The following is an 18,556-nucleotide window of genomic DNA, read 5'->3' as shown; positions in this document are numbered from 1 at the left end:
CGTGTCAGTGGAGGCGCATTATAGGGAGTTATTTCACAGTGACAAGAGGAAATTTAAAAAAAGTTTCCGTCCGTGTTTTTTTTCACCAATAGCGGTGAAATCAAGCTACAAATTGTTCTATTTGATGTATCTACAACCACAATCACATTCGAGGTGGCATAATTATCAGCATGAAACATTAAGGAATAAACGCGATGCCATTAAGCGCACAACAGCTGGCCGCCCAAAAAAACCTCTCCTATGTGCTGGCAGAAAAGCTGGCGCAACGGATTTTAGCGGGAAAATATGCCCCGGGCAGCATCCTGCCGGGTGAAATGGAGTTGGGCGAGCAGTTTGGGGTGAGCCGTACCGCCGTTCGTGAAGCGGTGAAAACCCTGACGGCAAAAGGGATGGTTCTCCCGCGCCCGCGCATTGGTACGCGCGTGATGCCGCAGAGTAACTGGAATTTTCTCGATCAGGAGCTGCTCTCCTGGTGGATGACAGAAGATAACTTTCATCAGGTGGTCGATCACTTCCTCGTGATGCGTAGCAGCCTTGAACCCCAGGCCTGCCTGCTTGCCGCCACGCTCGGAACAGCAGAGCAGAAAGCGCAACTTAACGCGTTGATGGAAGAAATGGTGTTCCTGAAAAAACACTTCAACCGGGAACGCTGGGTTGAGGTTGATATGGCCTGGCATGAACATATCTATATGATGAGCGCCAATCCCTTCCTGACCTCCTTTGCCTCGTTATTCCATTCGGTGTACCACACCTACTTTTCCTCTATTACACAAGACGAAGTGGTAAAGCTGGATTTGCATCAGGCGATAGTGGATGCCATTCAGGAGAGCGACGGGCAGCGAGCCCTGAGTGCGTGCCAGGCATTGCTGGCCGCGCCAACCCACCAGCAGGTAGATAAATGACAAAGAAAAAAGCACGCAGCATGGCCGGATTGCCGTGGATTGCAGCCATGGCGTTCTTTATGCAGGCACTGGATGCCACCATCCTCAACACAGCGCTTCCCGCCATTGCACAAAGCCTCAACCGCTCCCCGCTGGCAATGCAGTCCGCCATCATCAGCTATACCCTGACGGTGGCGATGCTGATCCCGGTAAGCGGCTGGCTGGCTGACCGCTTCGGTACCCGCAGAGTTTTCATGCTGGCCGTAACGCTCTTTACCCTGGGTTCGCTGGCCTGCGCGCTCTCCACATCCTTAACAGAGCTGGTTATCTTCCGCGTGTTACAGGGCATTGGCGGCGCGATGATGATGCCCGTGGCGCGCCTGGCATTGCTGCGTGCCTACCCACGCAGCGAGCTGCTTCCCGTGCTCAACTTCGTCACCATGCCGGGCCTCGTCGGCCCGATACTGGGCCCGGTACTCGGCGGCGTGTTTGTGACCTGGGCAAGCTGGCACTGGATCTTCCTGATTAATATCCCGATTGGTGTGGCAGGGCTGTTCTACTCTCGCAAATATATGCCCAACTTCACCACGCCAAGACGCAGCTTCGATATGGGCGGATTTTTCCTGTTTGGTCTGAGCCTGGTGCTGTTCTCCAGCGGGATGGAGCTGTTTGGTGAGAAAATCGTTGAAACGTGGCTGGCACTGGCCGTCATCCTCAGCGGTATTCTGCTTTTCCTTCTTTATATACGTCATGCGCGTCGCCACCCGACACCGCTTATCTCTTTATCGCTGTTTAACACCCGGACCTTCTCCGTCGGGATTGCAGGAAACATAGCTTCACGCCTGGGGACAGGATGCGTACCATTCCTGATGCCATTGATGTTGCAGGTAGGTTTTGGGTATCCGGCCCTGATTGCCGGCTGCATGATGGCGCCCACGGCAATGGGTTCAATTCTGGCAAAATCAACCGTCACGCAGGTACTGCGCTGGTTTGGCTATCGTAAGACGCTGGTTGGCGTGACGGTCTTTATCGGCCTGATGATTGCGCAATTCTCTCTGCAATCCGCCTCTCTTCCCGTCTGGATGCTGATCCTGCCGTTGTTTGTGCTGGGCATGGCAATGTCGACGCAATTTACGTCGATGAACACCATTACCCTTGCCGATCTGACTGACGAGAATGCCAGTAGCGGCAACAGCGTGCTGGCGGTAACGCAGCAGCTGTCGATCAGTTTAGGGGTGGCGGTAAGTGCAGCAGTGCTGCGCTTTTATGAGGGTTTTGACAGCGCGAATACCGTTGAGCAGTTCCACTATACCTTTATTACGATGGGCGCACTCACGGTGGTATCGGCGCTGGTCTTTATGCTGTTAAAACCGAAAGACGGCCGAAACCTGATCAAAGAGCGCCACAAAGCAAAGGCTAAACCGAACCCCGTTCCATCAGAACAGGAGTAAGCTGCAGACGTTGCTGTTGCAGCGTGGGCTGCGCCATTCGGTGGATCAACACATCAATGGCCAGCTCACCCAGTTCATCTTTCGGCTGATGAATGGTGGTCAGCGGCGGCGTCATGTAGCGCGCCAGTTCGATATCATCGTAGCCAATGATCGCCATATCGTCCGGAACGCGTAACCCCGCCTGATACAACGCCTGATAAGCACCAAATGCCATCGCATCGTTACCGATAAATACCGCCTGCGGACGCGGCTCTTGCATCAGCAATGTCTGCATCGCCTCAAAGCCGCCGTTAAATTCGAAATCACCGGTGATCCGGTAGCCGTCAGGGATGGCGAGACCCGCGCGTTCCATCGCCGAGAGATAACCTTCCAGACGCAAGCGCGCCGGGGTTTTATCCAGCGGGCCGGTAATGCAGGCGATGCGGGTATGACCTTTATCGATCAGATGCTGAGTTGCCATGTCGCCGCCCAGCAGGGAATTATCCTGAATCAGATCGCTGGTCCCATCGAACGGCGCCCAGTCCATCATCACCGTAGGAATTGAAGGGTAGCGCTGGATAATCTCTTTCGACGGTTGATGGGTTTCGGTACAGAGCAGCAATAACCCGTCGACGCGTTTTTGCATCAGCGTTTCCAGGTTACGGTTCATACGCTGTTCGTCACCCTCGGTATTGCACAGCACCAGACTGTAGCCACGCTCGAAGCAGCTGCGCTCTACGCCGCGAACAAGTTCAGAATAAAAAGGGTTGGTACTGGCGGTGATCAGCATACCGATGGTGCGCGTCTGGTTAAGCTTAAGGCTGCGCGCCAGCGCCGACGGCGCATAGTTGAGATCTTTTACTGCGGCTTCGACTTTCTCCCGAATCGCCTCGCTAACGAAACGATCGTTATTAATAACGTGAGAGACAGTCGAAGTAGAAACGCCCGCCATGCGGGCGACATCTTTCATCGTAGCCAAGCGTTACCCCTGCTGACTTAAGAATTCATCGATCTCTTTGCGCCACGGTACGGAAGGCTGTGCCCCTTTACGCGTCACCGCAATTGCGGCGGCGGCATGCGCAAAGCGGATCGCATCATCCATCACTTTGCCTTCCAGCAGCGCCGTCACCAGCGCACCGTTAAAGGTATCGCCTGCGGCAATCGTATCAATGGCTTTAACCCTGAAGCCCGGCACGCGACGCCCTTCGCCGTTTACGCTTGCCCACACCCCACGGCTGCCAAGAGTAATGATAACGGTCCCGATGCCCTTTTCATGCAACACTTTCGCCGCACGCGCGGCATCATCATCATTTTCAACACGAATGCCCGTCAGCTTTTCCGCTTCGGTTTCGTTTGGCGTAATGATGTCCACCAGCGCCAACAATTCGTCTGATAATACACGGGCTGGAGCAGGGTTAAGTACGACAGTGGTATGATTTTCATGCGCAATTTTGGCGGCGGCCAGCACGCTTTCAACCGGTGACTCCAGCTGCATCAGCAGGGCTTCGGCTCCACCGATGAGTGCTCGTTGCGCTTCTACGCGCGCCGTCGTCAGCGCAGCGTTAGCACCCGCATGAATACCGATGACATTCTCACCTTCAGCGTTGACGAAAATCAGCGCCACGCCGGTAGACTCCCCCGCAACAACGCTGACCGGCGCGATATCAATATTATCGCTGGCCAGCTGTTTACGTACGCGCTCACCGGTATCGTCATCACCCGTGCAGGCGATAAACGCAATATTCGCCCCACTGCGTCCGGCGGCGACGGCCTGGTTTGCGCCCTTACCGCCAAATGCTACCTGGTACTGATTACCCGTGACGGTTTCGCCCGGAGCAGGGAATGATTCAAGGTTAAGAATGTGATCGGCATTGATACTGCCAAGGACGACGAGGTTACCTGCGGTTTTCATGGTTGGATTGTCCATCTGAGAGCGCCACCGGTGTTACCCGGTGGCGTATGCCACACTTTTCTTTATTGGTGTCCCTCAGGCAGCCAGCGACTGCCTGATTCGCCTTTTACTGCTTGATGACCAGCTTCAGGTCAACAGGGTATTTGGCCTGAACTTTTTCGCCCTTCAGCACTTTGTCGGCAGTTTGTACGCCAGTCGCGCCAATCTGCTCAGGCAGCTGAGCGATGGTCGCAGCCAGTTTGCCATCATTTACCGCTTTTTCACCATCCGGCGTACCGTCAAATCCGACAACCATCACATCAGATTTACCCGCAGTCTGCAGGGCACGCAGCGCACCCAGCGCCATCTCATCGTTCTGTGCAAACACAGCCTGCACGTCAGGATGTGCGGTCAGCAGGTTCTGCATAACGTTCAGACCTTTAGTACGGTCGAAGTCTGCTGGCTGGCTCGCCAGGACATTGAATTTGTGTGCAGCAACAGCCTGCTGGAAGCCTTCGCCACGCTCACGCGCTGCGGACGTCCCGGCAATCCCCTGCAGTTCGATGACTTTGGCGCCTTCACCGGCTTTCTTCGCAATGTAATCACCGGCGATTTTACCGCCCAGCACGTTATCAGACGCAATGTGGCTGACTACATCGCCTTTGTTCGCCTGACGGTCCAGCGTGATCACCGGAATTTTCGCCTGGTTTGCCATTTTAACGGCGTTACCTACGGCGTCAGAATCGGTTGGGTTGATCAGCAGGATTTTGGTGCCACGAACGGTTAAGTCCTGAACGTTCGCCAGCTCTTTCGCCGGGTTGTTCTGAGAATCCAGCACGACCAGGTTGTAACCCAGCTTGTCAGCTTCTTTCTGCGCACCATCCTTCAGGGAGACGAAGAACGGGTTGTTCAGGGTAGAGACAACCAGCGCGATGGTGTCTTTCGCCATGGCGTTAGCACTTACGGTTGCGCTCAGCGCGACAGCGGAAACCAGGGTAGCCAGTTTTTTCATGTTCATATCTAAGATGTCCTGTAGTGTCGTCAGTTACTGTTTTTTGTTGTCTACCAGTACCGCCAGCAAAATCACCACTGCCTTAACGATCATCTGGTAATAGGAGGAAACACCTAACAAATTCAAACCATTATTCAGGAAACCGAGGATCAGTGCGCCGATCAATGTCCCAACAATGCGACCTTTACCGCCCGCCAGACTCGTACCGCCCAGAACCACCGCCGCGATGGCATCCAGTTCATAGCCCGTACCCGCCGTTGGCTGCGCAGAAGAAAGACGCGCCACTTCGATGATGCCCGCCAGAGAGGCCAGCAGGCCGCACAGGGAGTAAACGATAATTTTGACTTTATTGACGCTGATACCGGACAGACGCGTTGCCGCTTCGTTACCGCCCAGCGCATAAATGTAACGACCCAGACGGGTGTGATGCAGCATGTACCACGCCGCCAGGAAGACGATAGCCATGATCCAGACCGGCGTCGGGACGCCCAGCGGACGGCCAATACCGAACCAGCCAAACAGATCGGCATTATCCGTAAACCCTGTATTTACCGGGCTACCGTTGGTGTACACCATGGTGACACCGCGCAGCAGCAGCATCATGACCAGCGTGGCAATAAACGCCTGAACACGACCTTTTGCCACGATCACGCCGGTTACAGCGCCAATCGCCGCGCCTGCTGCCAGTGCAGCGGCAACCGCCACCAGCGCGTTGACTTCAATCCCGACAAGCGAAGCGGCGATCGCACCGGTGAGCGCCAGCAGGGAACCGACGGACAGATCGATACCCGAGGTCAAAATCACCAGCGTCATCCCGACCGCCATAATGGCGTTCACAGACGTCTGCTGCAGAATGTTGAAGAGGTTATTAACGGTGAAGAAATTCGGGCTCATGGTCGACACAATCGCGATCAGCACCAGCAGGGCAATCAGCGATTTTTGTTCCATCAGCCATGCCTTTGTGAAATAGCGGCGACCAGAAACAGCCTGGGTAGTCATCTTCTTACTCCTGATTCACGCGATTAAGCTTGCCCACAGCGGCAGCCATCAGAACTTCCTGGGTGGCCTGCTCGCGAGTGAATTCACCGCCGAGATGCCCTTCATGCATGACGATAATGCGATCGCTCATGCCTAATACTTCTGGCATCTCGGAAGAGACCAGAATGATGCTCAGCCCGTCGGCCTTGAACTGGTTAATCAGCTGATAGATCTCTTTCTTTGCGCCCACGTCTACGCCGCGGGTTGGCTCGTCGAGGATCAAGACTTTCGGGCGCGTCATCAGCCCGCGGGCAATCGCCACTTTCTGCTGATTACCACCGGACAACAGGCCAATCGCCTGCTCCATTGACGGCGTTTTGACGTTAAAGAGACGGATAAAATCACTGACTGCCTGCTGCTCGTCTTTATGCTTAAGGCTTCCGCCGCTGCGGCTGAAATAGCGCAGCGCGGTAAGCGACATGTTCTCTTTTACCGACATGCCCAGCACTAAACCGTCGCGCTTGCGGTCTTCAGAGATATAGACGATACCGTTCGCCAGGCCATCCTGCGGAGAGCGCGTCACCACTTCATGACCGTCGAGGGTGACATAACCGCTGGTGCGCGGCAGTGCGCCGTAGAGCACTTTCATCAGTTCGGTACGTCCCGCGCCCATCAGACCCGCGACACCGAGGATCTCACCCTGGCGCAGGGTAAAGGTCACATCGTGAACGCCCGGACCGCAGAGGTTATCCACCTTCAGGCGGATCTCGCCAGGCAGCTTATCCAGACGCGGATACTGATCTTCCAGCTTACGTCCCACCATCATTTCGATGAGCGTATCTTCGGTCAGCGTCGCCACTTCGCGCTCGGCAATAAACTGCCCGTCGCGGAAGACGGTGACGTCATCGCAAATCTCGAAGATCTCTTTCATGCGGTGAGAAATATAGACAATCCCACGACCCTGCGATTTCAGCTCGCGGATCACGCGGAACAGGGATTCGGTTTCGGTATCAGTCAGAGCGTCGGTCGGCTCATCCATGATGATGACTTTGGATTCAAAGCTCAGCACCTTCGCGATTTCCACCATCTGCTGATCGCCGATGGAGAGCTCGCCTACCAGACGGTCGCTCTTAAAGCGCAGGTTCAGCTTCGCGAGCAGCTTGTCCGCTTCGGCGTACATGGTTTTCCAGTTGATTTTGCCAAACCGGTTCACAAACTCACGGCCGAGGAAGATGTTCTCCGCAATGGTGAGCTGCGGGATCAGGTTTAGCTCCTGGTGGATGATACCGATACCCGCTTCCTGAGAAGATTTCGGGCCGTTAAAGGTGGTCTCTTTACCCAGCCAGAGCAGCGAACCGGCATCACGCTGGTAGATCCCGGTCAGCACTTTCATCATGGTGGATTTGCCCGCACCGTTTTCGCCCACCAGCGCCATCACGCGACCGGAGTAGACATTCAGCGCCGCACCGGAGAGGGCTTTTACGCCCGGGAACGATTTATCGATCCCCTTGAGTTGCAGTAATGCGTCCATGATGGCCTCAGAAGGTGACGCCAGCACAGAGAATGATATTCGCATACGGGGAACACTCCCCGCTGCGAATCACCGCCTGACTGTCTGCGGTTTGTTGTTTGAACTGCTCGTGCGTTGTGTAACGAATTTCTATGGTGTTTCCCTGGTGTTGCTGCAGTTGCTCAATAAACTTAAGCAACGTTTCGTGGAGTTGCGGATTATGTTGTTTGATTTCCGCCGCGAGAATGGCCGCCTCAACCTGCATCTCCGACGTCACCACATCCAGTACCTGCATAAACGAAGGAACTCCCTGCGTTAACGCCATATCAATACGGGTTGTGCTGCGCGGAACCGGTAAGCCTGCATCGCAAACCACCAGCGTATCGGTATGCCCAAGACGGGAAATGACCGATGAGATTTCTGAGTTGAGAACTGTGCCTTTCTTCATTTTCTGCTCCACTAGCGAAACGTTTCGCTAAAAAGAGTGTAGCCGCAAGAGTGTTCAGAAAACCATCATGGCGTAACAGATTTGTGATCAACGTCGAAACGTTTCGCTAAGTGAAATAGAGGGGGAGGTAAATGCAAAACGGTAACCGTCAGGTTACCGTTTTTTATGTTTGCGCCCTCTCCCTGTGGGAGAGGGTCGGGGTGAGGGCATCAGCCCGCAGAAGGACTTAAATCTCGACCTGCGTTCCCAGCTCAATCACGCGGTTAGGTGGGATCTCAAACTGGTCAGGCGCACGCAGGGCGTTACGCTGCAGGATAAGATAAAGCTTACCGCGCAGGCGCAGATACCAGGGACGCTTGCCGATAATCAGCGACTCGTGCGACATAAAGAACGACGTCTCCATCATCCGGCAGCTTAACCCTTCAAGACCGCAGCGGTGGAACACCTCTTCCACATTTGGCGTTTCGCGCCAGCCGTAACTCGCCACCACGCGCCAGAATGTCGGGGACAGCTGCTCGATTTGCACGCGACGCACGTTGTGAACGTACGGCGCATCTTCGGTACGCAACGTCAGCAGGATCACGCGCTCGTGCAGAACCTTGTTGTGCTTGAGGTTATGCATCAGCGCGAACGGGATGACGTTCAGGGCACGAGACATATACACCGCCGTTCCCGGCACGCGCACCGGGGGGGATTTCTCCAGGGAAGCGATCATCGCCTCCAGAGAGTTACCGTGCTCATGCATACGACGCAGCAGACGGAAGCGCTCGCTCTTCCACGTGGTCATCACGATGAACATCACCAGACCCAGCGTCAGCGGCAGCCAGCCGCCGGAGACAATCTTGTCGAGGTTCGCAGAGAACAACGGCACGTCGATGCACAGGAAGCCCACCAGAATCATTGCCACAAGGAATTTATTCCAGTGCCAGTTTCGGTACGCCACGGTAGTGGAAAGAAGCGATGTCAGCACCATCGTACCGGTTACCGCAATACCGTACGCCGCCGCCAGGTTACTGGAGTGCTCAAAGCTCACGATAACAATCACAACCGCGAAATAGAGCAGCCAGTTAACGAACGGAATGTAGATCTGACCCGACTCCATCTCTGAAGTATGGATGATGCGCATTGGCGAGAGATACCCCAGACGCACGGCCTGGCGCGTCAGAGAGAACACCCCCGAAATCACCGCCTGAGAAGCAATGACGGTCGCCAGCGTCGCCAGAATCAGCATCGGTACCAGCGCCCAGTCAGGCGCCAGCAGGAAGAACGGGTTCTTAATCGCTTCCGGGTTCTTGAGTAGCAGCGCGCCCTGACCGAAGTAGTTCAGCACCAGCGACGGCAACACCACAATAAACCATGCCACACGGATAGGCAGTTTCCCGAAGTGACCCATATCGGCATACAACGCCTCAACGCCAGTGATGGAGAGCACGACCGCGCCAAGCGCCACGAAGGAGACAACTTTATATTCGAGGAAGAAATGCACGGCCCAGTAAGGATTCAGGGCATGCAGCACTTCAGGGTTAGCAATAATGCTGCGCAAACCGAGGGCCGCGAGGATCAGGAACCAGGCCAGCATAATCGGCGCAAACAGTTTACCCACCAGCCCGGTACCGTGCTTCTGGATCGCAAACAGCAGCGTTAATACGATTATCGCCAGCGGAACCACCCACGTATCGAGCTGTGGCGCAATAATCTCCAGGCCCTCTATCGCCGAGAGGACCGAAATGGCGGGTGTGATAACCACCTCTCCGTAGAAGAAACTGCCGCCGATCAGGCCGATAATCACCAGCACGGACGTCATTCTGGCGGAGGTGTTGCGCCCGGCAAGGGACATCAGGGTCAGGATCCCGCCTTCGCCCGCGTTATCTGCACGCATAACGAAGGAGAGATATTTAACAGAAACAACCAGGATCAGCAGCCAGAAGATGAGTGACAAGAAGCCAAACACGGCATCACGCTCAACACCAAAGCCAAACTGGCCGGACAGACATTCACGAAGCGTATAAAGCGGGCTGGTACCGATATCACCGTAGACAACCCCGATCGCAGCAAGCGTTATTGCGGGTAATGATTGCTTATTATCAGTGCTCATAGACTAGTCTTTTCGTTTAAATAACAAATGTGTTCCCGGTCCCTTGGCCCACAAAAAGCGCACAGTATGCACGATTCGTTGCAAAATCGAACCCCTAAATGCAACCGCATTAATGTAGCGCAAAGAAAATTGCGCCGCACTTCAGCCTATTACCAGCTCTGACTGAAACGTCTATACTCGCTTCAATTGGCCGCCACGACGGCGAAAGGATGCAAAACTATTATGGCTCACTCACATTTATTAGCAGAAAGAATTTCCCGCCTCAGCAGTGCGCTAGAGAAAGGCCTTTTCGAGCGTAGCCACGCCATTCGCCTTTGCTTACTGGCAGCGTTGAGCGGTGAAAGCGTGTTTCTGCTGGGTCCGCCGGGCATTGCCAAAAGCCTGATCGCACGCCGCCTGAAGTTCGCTTTTCAGAATGCTCGCGCCTTTGAATATCTCATGACGCGCTTCTCCACCCCCGAAGAGGTTTTCGGTCCGCTCTCTATTCAGGCCCTCAAAGACGAGGGGCGTTATGAGCGTCTGACAGCGGGTTATCTTCCGGAAGCAGAAATTGTCTTTCTCGATGAGATCTGGAAAGCCGGCCCGGCAATCCTGAACACCCTGCTCACGGCGATTAACGAACGCCGGTTTCGCAACGGGGCCAGCGAAGAGAAAATCCCCATGCGTCTGCTGGTGGCCGCATCAAACGAACTGCCCGAAGCCGACAGCAGCCTGGAAGCGCTGTATGACCGTATGCTGATCCGCCTGTGGCTCGATAAAGTCCAGGACAAGTCAAACTTCCGCTCTATGCTGGTCAGCCAGCAGGATGAGAACGAAAACCCGGTGGCGGCTTCTTTGCAGGTGACGGACGAGGAGTATCACCAGTGGCAGGAAGAGATCGGCAAAATTAAACTGCCCGATGCCGTTTTTGAACTGATCTTCATGCTGCGCCAGCAGCTTGATTTACTTCCTTCCGCACCGTATGTCTCGGACCGTCGCTGGAAAAAGGCGATTCGTCTGCTCCAGGCAAGCGCCTTGTTCAGCGGTCGTGATGCCGTAGCGCCCATCGATCTGATCCTGCTGAAAGACTGCCTCTGGCACGACGCAGAAGGCATGAACCTGATGCAGCAGCAGCTGGACGTATTGATGACCGGACACGCATGGGGGCAGCAGGCGATGCTCAACCAGCTGGGGGCGATTACTCAACGCCGCATCCAGCTCCAACAGCAGCAAAGTGATAAAACGGCGCTGAAAGTCAATCGTCTGGGCGGTATGTTCGCCCGCAAACCGCATTACGAGCTCCCCGCCGATCTGACCGGTACGACGCTAACGCTGCTGCTCCAGCAGCCGCTCAAACTGCATGATATGCAGGTGGTACACATTACGGTTGAGCGCGAGGCGCTATCTCAGTGGCTCGACAAAGGCGGTGAGATCCGCGGAAAACTCAACGGCATCGGTTTCGCGCAGCCGCTCACGATGGAAGTGGACAGCAGCCAGCACCTGGTGATCCGCGACGTCAGCCTGCAGGGCTCGCGTCTTGCGCTTCCTGGCACCGCTTCTGACAGCGTGCCGGAAGAGATCAAACAGCAGCTGGACGCCCTGGATACCGAATGGCACCAGCAGCACACCCGCTTTAGCGAGCAGCAAAAATGCCTCTTTATTCATAGCGACTGGTTAGGTCGCATCGAAGCCAGCCTGCAGGATGTCAGCGCGCAGATCAAACAGGCGCGTCAATGCTAACGCTGGACACGCTCAACGTGATGCTGGCGGTCAGCGAGGAAGGGTTGATCGAGGAGGTGGTGATTACCCTTCTGGCGTCGCCGCAGCTGGCGGCGTTTTTTGAAAAATTCCCGAAGCTCAAAAAGGCGATGACCGACGATCTTCCGCGCTGGCGAGATAATCTGCGACAGCGATTCAAAGAGACTGAAGTTCCGCCGGAACTGACGGAGGAAGTCGCGGCCTATCAACAGTGTCAACGGCTCTCCACGACGCAGTTTATCGTCCAGCTCCCACAAACCCTGGCAGTACTCGATAACGTCCACTCTCCGTTTGCCAGCCAGGCCCGGGCGCTGGTCACGGATAACGCCACCTTTACCCCCGCACTGCATACTCTCTTTTTACAACGCTGGCGCCTCAGTCTGGTGGTTCAGGCCACAACGTTAAACCAGCAGTTGCTGGATGAAGAACGTGAACAGCTGCTCAGTGAAGTTCAGGAACGCATGACCTTAAGCGGTCAGCTTGAGCAGGTGCTGGTGGAAAATGAAAACGCCGCAGGACGTCTCTGGGACATGAGTGCCGGTCAGCTCAAACGCGGAGATTACCAGTTGATCGTCAAATACGGCGATTTTCTGGCGCAGCAGCCGGAATTGATGAAGCTTGCTGAACAGCTGGGGCGCTCAAGGGAGGCAAAATCGGTTCCAAAGAAGGATGCCCCGATGGAAACCTTCCGCACCCTGGTGCGTGAACCGGCAACCGTGCCAGAACAGGTCGACGGGCTCCAGCAGAGCGATGACATTCTGCGCCTGCTGCCCATCGAACTGAGCACGCTCGGAATGACCGAGCTGGAGTATGAGTTCTACCGTCGGCTGGTGGAAAAACAGCTTCTTACCTACCGGCTGCACGGCGAAGCGTGGCGCGAGAAACTTAGCCAGCGTCCGGTCGTCCATCAGGATTTTGATGAACAGCCGCGCGGGCCGTTTATTGTTTGTGTGGATACGTCCGGTTCGATGGGCGGATTTAACGAACAGTGTGCAAAAGCGTTTTGCCTGGCACTGATGCGCGTGGCGCTCGCCGACCGCCGTCGCTGCTTCATCATGCTCTTCTCCAGCGAAGTCGTGGGTTATGAGCTGACGAACCAGCAGGGAATAGAGCAGGCAATCCGTTTTTTAAGCCAGCGTTTTCGCGGGGGCACTGACCTGGCCAGCTGCTTTCGCAGCATCGTTGAGCGGATGCAGGGGGGTGACTGGTACGACGCCGATGCGGTCGTCATTTCCGATTTTATCGCCCAGCGACTGCCGGATGATGTGGTTAATAAAGTGAAGGAGTTACAGCGGGTGCATCAGCACCGTTTTCACGCCGTCGCGATGTCCGCTCATGGTAAACCCGGCATCATGCGCATCTTCGATCATATCTGGCGCTTTGATACCGGGTTGCGTAGCCGCCTGCTCAGACGCTGGCAGCGTTAATTAAAGAAGAGATCCCACGCTGTCACGCACCTGCTGCGGCCAGACGCCACACTGTACCTGACCAATATGCGGCAGTTGCAGCAGCAGCATGGTCAGACGGGACTGGCCGATCCCTCCCCCGATGGTCTGCGGCATTTCGCCGCGCAGCAACGCCTGGTGCCACTCTAATTTAAGACGATCTTCGTCACCGGTCACCGCCAGCTGGCGTTTCAGCGCGTCGGCATCCACGCGGATCCCCATAGAGGAGAGCTCAAATGCATCTTCCAGTACCGGGTTCCAGACCAGGATATCGCCGTTCAGCCCGGCATAGTCGTGCTCGCCCGCGGTGCTCCAGTCATCATAATCCGGCGCACGGACGTCGTGGCGTTTGCCATCAGAGAGTTTGCCGCCAATGCCGATCAGGAATACTGCACCCAACTCTTTCGCAATCGCACGTTCACGGCCTTTGGCATCAAGATCCGGGAAACGGCTCAACAGTGCCTGGCTATGAACAAAGTGGATCGTTTCCGGCAGGAACGGTGCCAGACCAAACTCTTTGCTCACGGCCGCTTCAGTCGCTTTGATCCCGGCGTAGATCGCCTCAACGGTGGATTTCAGCGTGCCGAGGTGACGCTCGCCATCACCCATCACACGCTCCCAGTCCCACTGGTCAACGTAAACAGAGTGAATAGGTGAGAGGCGGTCTTCATCGGGGCGAAGGGCTTTCATGTGCGTGTAAAGCCCTTCGCCCGCGCTGAAGTCGTGTTGTCCCAGGGTTTGACGCTTCCACTTCGCCAGGGAATGAACCACTTCGAACTGGGCATCTGGCAGTGTTTTCACTTTCACCTGTACCGCTTTTTCGCATCCAGACAAGTTATCCTGCGTCCCGTCGCCCACCCTGCTCAAAATTGGTGCCTGAACCTCAATCAGCCCAAGCTTCTCTTCCAGCTGGCGGGAAAAATGGGATTTAACGAAACTTATCTGGCGTTGTTTTGCGATGTAAGCGGTTTTCATTATTTATACTCCTGCGTCCTGTTGGTAATGATTAAGCAACAGAACCGGCACTTAATTCAATAACTCAACAACAAAAAGCCGACTTCACTTTTGAATCGATAAAATATGAGGCTAGAATAGAAAGAATCATCAATCTTCATAAGAAAAAGCTATGGAAAATTATCAGATCGACAATCTCGACCGCGGCATACTCGAGGCGTTAATGGCCAATGCCCGTACCGCCTACGCCGAACTGGCGAAACAGTTTGGTGTCAGCCCGGGAACCATTCACGTTCGCGTAGAGAAAATGAAGCAGGCGGGGATCATTACCGGCGCGCGCATTGACGTCAGCCCGAAGCAGCTGGGCTACGACGTCTGCTGCTTTATCGGCATCATTCTTAAAAGCGCAAAAGACTATCCTTCCGCCCTGGCCAGGCTCAATGCGCTGGATGAGGTCACCGAGGCGTACTACACCACGGGGCACTACAGCATCTTTATAAAAGTGATGTGCCGATCCATCGATGCCCTCCAGCAGGTACTTATCAACAAGATCCAAACAATTGATGAAATTCAGTCCACCGAGACACTGATCTCCCTGCAAAACCCGATCATGCGTACCATCCGCCCATGATCGGGCAAATTCATTCCCACATTTTCCACAGGTAGATCCCAGCTCGTTCACAGCGTACAATATCTCCCTCTTTATCTGAGCGAGCGATCAATGGCGGACATTACCCTTATCAGCGGCAGCACCCTCGGTGGTGCGGAATATGTAGCGGAACACCTGGCTGAGAAGCTGGAAGATGCGGGCTTTTCAACACAAACCCTGCACGGACCGCTGCTTGAAGATCTCCCGACTGACGGGGTCTGGCTGCTGATCACCTCCACGCATGGCGCGGGCGATCTGCCGGATAACCTGCAACCTTTATATGACGAACTGCAGGAACAGCAGCCTGACCTCTCAAAGGTCCGTTTTGGCGCTGTGGGGATCGGCAGTCGTGAATATGACACCTTTTGCGGGGCAATAGAGAAAGTCGAAGCTGTTGTCACCTCTTGCGGAGCAAAACAGCTGGGTGAAACACTCAAGATCAACATCCTCGATCATGATATTCCGGAGGATCCGGCCGAGATCTGGTTGGGTGAATGGAAAAATTTACTCAAAAACGATTAAAGATCGCGCGATCAGATGTGGATAACTCTGGTTAAAAGCTCGTATTAACCCGTAGTTATCCAAAGAACAACTGTTGTATCGTTTTTAGCCTGTGTATAAAGTCGCGATCTGATCCCAGCTTATACGGTCCAGGATCACCGATCATTCACAGCAAACGATCCTTCCTAACTGCATGATCTTATTTGCCGGATCGGACTTATCCACACAAGTACGCGATCCTAATAAGAGATCACAATAGAACAGATCTCTAAATAAAAAGATCTTCTTTTTAATAGCCCAGGATCCCAATGCTTTCTCGAAAGACTAAAGTTGAGTAGAATCCACGGCCCGGGCTTCAATCCATTTTCATACCGCTTTACGCGAGGCAGACCACCATGTTTTATCAGGATCCTTTTGACGTCATCATCATTGGCGGGGGTCACGCAGGCACTGAGGCCGCAATGGCCGCAGCGCGTATGGGTCAACAGACCCTGCTTTTGACACACAATATCGACACGCTGGGACAAATGTCCTGTAATCCGGCGATTGGCGGCATTGGGAAAGGACACCTGGTAAAAGAAGTGGATGCGCTTGGCGGCCTGATGGCGAAAGCGATCGATCATGCAGGCATCCAGTTTAGGATACTAAACGCGAGTAAAGGGCCGGCAGTGCGTGCCACTCGTGCACAGGCAGACCGCGTGCTTTATCGTCAGGCCGTACGTACCGCGCTGGAGAACCAGCCAAACCTGATGATCTTCCAGCAGGCGGTAGAAGATCTTATCGTTGAGAACGATCGCGTCGTGGGTGCTGTGACCCAGATGGGCCTTAAATTCCGCGCCAAAGCGGTGGTACTGACCGTCGGCACCTTCCTGGACGGGAAAATTCATATTGGTCTGGATAACTACAGCGGTGGCCGTGCAGGCGATCCGCCATCCATTCCGCTCTCTCGTCGTCTGCGTGAACTGCCACTGCGCGTAAGCCGCCTGAAGACTGGCACACCGCCACGTATTGATGCGCGCACCATTGATTTCAGCGTGCTTGCGCAACAGCACGGTGATAACCCGATGCCGGTCTTCTCGTTCATGGGCAATGCGGCGCAACATCCGCAGCAGGTACCGTGCTACATCACGCATACCAACGAAAAAACCCATGACGTGATCCGCAATAACCTCGATCGCAGCCCAATGTACGCCGGTGTGATCGAAGGGATCGGTCCGCGTTACTGCCCGTCGATCGAAGACAAAGTGATGCGCTTTGCCGATCGTAACCAGCACCAGATCTTCCTGGAGCCGGAAGGGCTAACCTCAAACGAAATTTATCCGAACGGTATCTCCACCAGCCTGCCGTTCGATGTGCAGATGCAGATTGTTCGCTCAATGCAGGGCATGGAGAATGCGAAAATCGTTCGCCCTGGCTACGCTATTGAGTACGATTTCTTCGACCCGCGTGACCTGAAGCCAACCCTGGAGAGCAAATTCATCCACGGTCTGTTCTTCGCGGGCCAGATTAACGGCACCACCGGTTACGAAGAAGCGGCTGCACAGGGTCTGCTGGCCGGTCTGAACGCTGCCCGTTTCTCTGCCGAAAAAGAGGGCTGGGCCCCGGCGCGTTCTCAGGCCTATCTGGGCGTACTGGTTGACGATCTCTGCACCCTGGGCACCAAAGAACCGTACCGTATGTTTACCTCTCGTGCGGAATATCGCCTGATGCTGCGCGAAGATAACGCCGACCTGCGCCTGACTGAAATGGGCCGCGAGCTGGGTCTGGTCGATGACGAACGCTGGGCACGCTTTAACGAGAAGCTGGAGCGCATTGAACAGGAACGTCAGCGTCTGAAAACCACGTGGGTTAATCCACAGGCGGAAACCGCTGCCGAAGTGAATGCTCACTTAACTGCGCCGCTCTCACGTGAAGCCAGCGGTGAAGATCTGCTGCGTCGTCCGGAAGTGACCTATGAGAATCTGGTGAAACTCACCGCGTTCGCCCCGGGTCTTGAAGATGCCGAAGCCGCTGAACAGGTCGAAATTCAGGTGAAGTACGAAGGCTATATCGCGCGCCAACAGGATGAGATTGAAAAACAGCAGCGTAACGAAAACACGTTGCTGCCGGAAATGCTGGACTACCGTCAGGTTACGGGGCTTTCCAACGAAGTGATCGCTAAGCTGAACGATCATAAACCGGTATCCATCGGCCAGGCATCACGTATCTCTGGCGTTACGCCCGCCGCGATTTCGATTCTGCTGGTGTGGTTGAAGAAACAGGGTATGCTGCGCCGCAGCGCGTAATGCCCAGAACATTGCCCGGTGGCGATGCGCTTACCGGGCCTTCTGAACCCGTAGGGCGGGTAAGCGAAGCGCCACCCGCCACCTAAGTTTTCCAACAGGTATTCACCGTGCTCAACAAACTCTCTCGTCTGCTGGATCAGGCAGGTATTTCGCTCACCGATCACCAGAAAAACCAGCTGGTGGCCTATGTCGATATGCTGAACAAATGGAACAAAGCGTACAACCTGACGTCGGTACGCGACCCCAACGAGATGCTGGTACGCCATATTCTCGATAGCATCGTTGTGGCACCGTATCTGAAGGGTGAGCGTTTTATCGACGTTGGCACGGGGCCCGGTCTGCCAGGGGTTCCGCTGTCGATTGTCCGGCCGGAAAGTCATTTCACGCTGCTGGACAGCCTCGGTAAGCGCGTGCGCTTTTTACGACAGGTTCAGCATGAGCTGAAGCTTGAGAACATCACGCCCGTTCAAAGCAGGGTAGAGGCGTTTCCGGCAGAACCGCCGTTTGACGGTGTTATCAGCCGCGCCTTTGCTTCACTCAATGACATGGTGAGCTGGTGTAAACATTTGCCCGCAGAAGAGAAAGGGCGTTTCTATGCGCTGAAAGGGCAACTGCCGGGTGATGAAATTGAACAGCTTCCGGACGGTTTTGCCGTTGAATCCATCGAGAAATTAAACATTCCTCAGCTCGACGGTGAACGTCATCTGGTGATAATTAAGCCAAACAATTTTTAAATGTTC

Annotated in this window: 16 protein-coding genes; 8 read left to right on the top strand and 8 right to left on the bottom strand. The window is 54.8% G+C overall.

Features of this window, described 5'->3' with window-relative positions; all coding sequences use genetic code 11:
• The first annotated feature begins 194 nt into the window (after nt 1-194).
• Entirely contained in the window at nt 195-902 is a 708-nt protein-coding gene (locus L977_RS00755) for a FadR/GntR family transcriptional regulator (RefSeq protein WP_014881867.1), read from the top strand.
• A complete protein-coding gene (gene mdtD, locus L977_RS00750; RefSeq protein ID WP_047624309.1) occupies nt 899-2,332 on the top strand; it encodes a multidrug transporter subunit MdtD in 1,434 nt (477 codons plus the stop codon). The genes L977_RS00755 and mdtD overlap by 4 nt, the downstream gene beginning before the upstream one ends.
• Here mdtD and rbsR read toward each other — a convergent pair.
• The 7 genes from rbsR to kup form a co-directional block, all read right to left on the bottom strand.
• Nucleotides 2,298-3,290, bottom strand: a complete 993-nt coding sequence (gene rbsR / locus L977_RS00745; RefSeq protein ID WP_014881869.1) for a ribose operon transcriptional repressor RbsR — start codon at nt 3,288-3,290, stop codon at nt 2,298-2,300. The two genes, mdtD and rbsR, sit on opposite strands and share 35 nt — an antisense overlap.
• Before the next feature lie 3 nt (nt 3,291-3,293).
• Entirely contained in the window at nt 3,294-4,223 is a 930-nt protein-coding gene (rbsK, locus tag L977_RS00740) for a ribokinase (protein ID WP_047027517.1), read from the bottom strand.
• 106 nt (nt 4,224-4,329) lie between these two features.
• Nucleotides 4,330-5,220, bottom strand: a complete 891-nt coding sequence (rbsB, locus tag L977_RS00735) for a ribose ABC transporter substrate-binding protein RbsB (protein WP_014881871.1) — start codon at nt 5,218-5,220, stop codon at nt 4,330-4,332.
• A 27-nt stretch (nt 5,221-5,247) separates the two neighbouring features.
• Nucleotides 5,248-6,213 (bottom strand): ribose ABC transporter permease, encoded by a 966-nt coding sequence (gene rbsC, locus L977_RS00730; protein WP_014881872.1) that lies wholly within the window; start codon nt 6,211-6,213, stop codon nt 5,248-5,250.
• A gap of 4 nt (nt 6,214-6,217) precedes the next feature.
• Nucleotides 6,218-7,723 (bottom strand): ribose ABC transporter ATP-binding protein RbsA, encoded by a 1,506-nt coding sequence (rbsA, locus tag L977_RS00725; RefSeq protein ID WP_047624305.1) that lies wholly within the window; start codon nt 7,721-7,723, stop codon nt 6,218-6,220.
• Nucleotides 7,724-7,730: 7 nt separating this feature from the next.
• Nucleotides 7,731-8,150 carry a D-ribose pyranase gene (gene rbsD, locus L977_RS00720; RefSeq protein WP_014881874.1) on the bottom strand — a complete coding sequence of 140 codons (420 nt, stop codon included), beginning with the start codon at nt 8,148-8,150 and terminating at the stop codon, nt 7,731-7,733.
• Nucleotides 8,151-8,376: 226 nt separating this feature from the next.
• Nucleotides 8,377-10,245 carry a low affinity potassium transporter Kup gene (gene kup, locus L977_RS00715; RefSeq protein ID WP_014881875.1) on the bottom strand — a complete coding sequence of 623 codons (1,869 nt, stop codon included), beginning with the start codon at nt 10,243-10,245 and terminating at the stop codon, nt 8,377-8,379.
• A 222-nt stretch (nt 10,246-10,467) separates the two neighbouring features.
• On the opposite strand from kup, the gene ravA reads away from it, so the two are divergent.
• Both ravA and viaA read left to right on the top strand, forming a co-directional pair.
• A complete protein-coding gene (gene ravA, locus L977_RS00710; RefSeq protein WP_047343412.1) occupies nt 10,468-11,964 on the top strand; it encodes an ATPase RavA in 1,497 nt (498 codons plus the stop codon).
• Nucleotides 11,958-13,409 carry an ATPase RavA stimulator ViaA gene (gene viaA / locus L977_RS00705; RefSeq protein ID WP_047624301.1) on the top strand — a complete coding sequence of 484 codons (1,452 nt, stop codon included), beginning with the start codon at nt 11,958-11,960 and terminating at the stop codon, nt 13,407-13,409. The genes ravA and viaA overlap by 7 nt, the downstream gene beginning before the upstream one ends.
• On the opposite strand, the gene asnA is transcribed toward viaA, so the two are convergent.
• The gene (gene asnA / locus L977_RS00700) at nt 13,410-14,402 is read right to left on the bottom strand and encodes an aspartate--ammonia ligase (RefSeq protein WP_014881878.1); all 993 of its coding nucleotides are present in this window, start codon (nt 14,400-14,402) and stop codon (nt 13,410-13,412) included.
• A 151-nt stretch (nt 14,403-14,553) separates the two neighbouring features.
• On the opposite strand from asnA, the gene asnC reads away from it, so the two are divergent.
• The 4 genes from asnC (at nt 14,554) to rsmG (ending at nt 18,550) form a co-directional block, all read left to right on the top strand.
• Entirely contained in the window at nt 14,554-15,012 is a 459-nt protein-coding gene (gene asnC, locus L977_RS00695; RefSeq protein WP_014881879.1) for a transcriptional regulator AsnC, read from the top strand.
• A 90-nt stretch (nt 15,013-15,102) separates the two neighbouring features.
• Nucleotides 15,103-15,552, top strand: a complete 450-nt coding sequence (gene mioC, locus L977_RS00690) for an FMN-binding protein MioC (protein ID WP_023331654.1) — start codon at nt 15,103-15,105, stop codon at nt 15,550-15,552.
• A gap of 374 nt (nt 15,553-15,926) precedes the next feature.
• Nucleotides 15,927-17,816: a tRNA uridine-5-carboxymethylaminomethyl(34) synthesis enzyme MnmG gene (gene mnmG / locus L977_RS00685; protein ID WP_008500196.1), complete on the top strand. Its 1,890-nt coding sequence runs from the start codon at nt 15,927-15,929 to the stop codon at nt 17,814-17,816.
• A gap of 107 nt (nt 17,817-17,923) precedes the next feature.
• Nucleotides 17,924-18,550, top strand: a complete 627-nt coding sequence (gene rsmG / locus L977_RS00680; RefSeq protein ID WP_014881881.1) for a 16S rRNA (guanine(527)-N(7))-methyltransferase RsmG — start codon at nt 17,924-17,926, stop codon at nt 18,548-18,550.
• Nucleotides 18,551-18,556 lie beyond the last annotated feature (6 nt).

The organism is Enterobacter sp. ZOR0014 (assembly GCF_000798855.1).
Classification (GTDB): Bacteria; Pseudomonadota; Gammaproteobacteria; order Enterobacterales; family Enterobacteriaceae; genus Enterobacter; species Enterobacter kobei.
The sequence above is the reverse complement of the archived record's forward strand: the minus strand, read 5'-3'. Positions and strand labels throughout refer to the sequence as shown.

Coding starts and splice junctions, on each gene's coding strand:
- mioC (WP_023331654.1), top strand. CDS start 15,103: ATGGCGGACATTACCCTTATCAGCGGCAGCACCCTCGGTGGTGCGGAA.
- asnC (WP_014881879.1), top strand. CDS start 14,554: ATGGAAAATTATCAGATCGACAATCTCGACCGCGGCATACTCGAGGCG.
- mdtD (WP_047624309.1), top strand. CDS start 899: ATGACAAAGAAAAAAGCACGCAGCATGGCCGGATTGCCGTGGATTGCA.
- kup (WP_014881875.1), bottom strand. CDS start 10,245: ATGAGCACTGATAATAAGCAATCATTACCCGCAATAACGCTTGCTGCG.
- rbsD (WP_014881874.1), bottom strand. CDS start 8,150: ATGAAGAAAGGCACAGTTCTCAACTCAGAAATCTCATCGGTCATTTCC.
- mnmG (WP_008500196.1), top strand. CDS start 15,927: ATGTTTTATCAGGATCCTTTTGACGTCATCATCATTGGCGGGGGTCAC.
- viaA (WP_047624301.1), top strand. CDS start 11,958: ATGCTAACGCTGGACACGCTCAACGTGATGCTGGCGGTCAGCGAGGAA.
- ravA (WP_047343412.1), top strand. CDS start 10,468: ATGGCTCACTCACATTTATTAGCAGAAAGAATTTCCCGCCTCAGCAGT.
- rbsB (WP_014881871.1), bottom strand. CDS start 5,220: ATGAACATGAAAAAACTGGCTACCCTGGTTTCCGCTGTCGCGCTGAGC.
- rbsA (WP_047624305.1), bottom strand. CDS start 7,723: ATGGACGCATTACTGCAACTCAAGGGGATCGATAAATCGTTCCCGGGC.
- rbsC (WP_014881872.1), bottom strand. CDS start 6,213: ATGACTACCCAGGCTGTTTCTGGTCGCCGCTATTTCACAAAGGCATGG.
- L977_RS00755 (WP_014881867.1), top strand. CDS start 195: ATGCCATTAAGCGCACAACAGCTGGCCGCCCAAAAAAACCTCTCCTAT.
- rbsK (WP_047027517.1), bottom strand. CDS start 4,223: ATGAAAACCGCAGGTAACCTCGTCGTCCTTGGCAGTATCAATGCCGAT.
- asnA (WP_014881878.1), bottom strand. CDS start 14,402: ATGAAAACCGCTTACATCGCAAAACAACGCCAGATAAGTTTCGTTAAA.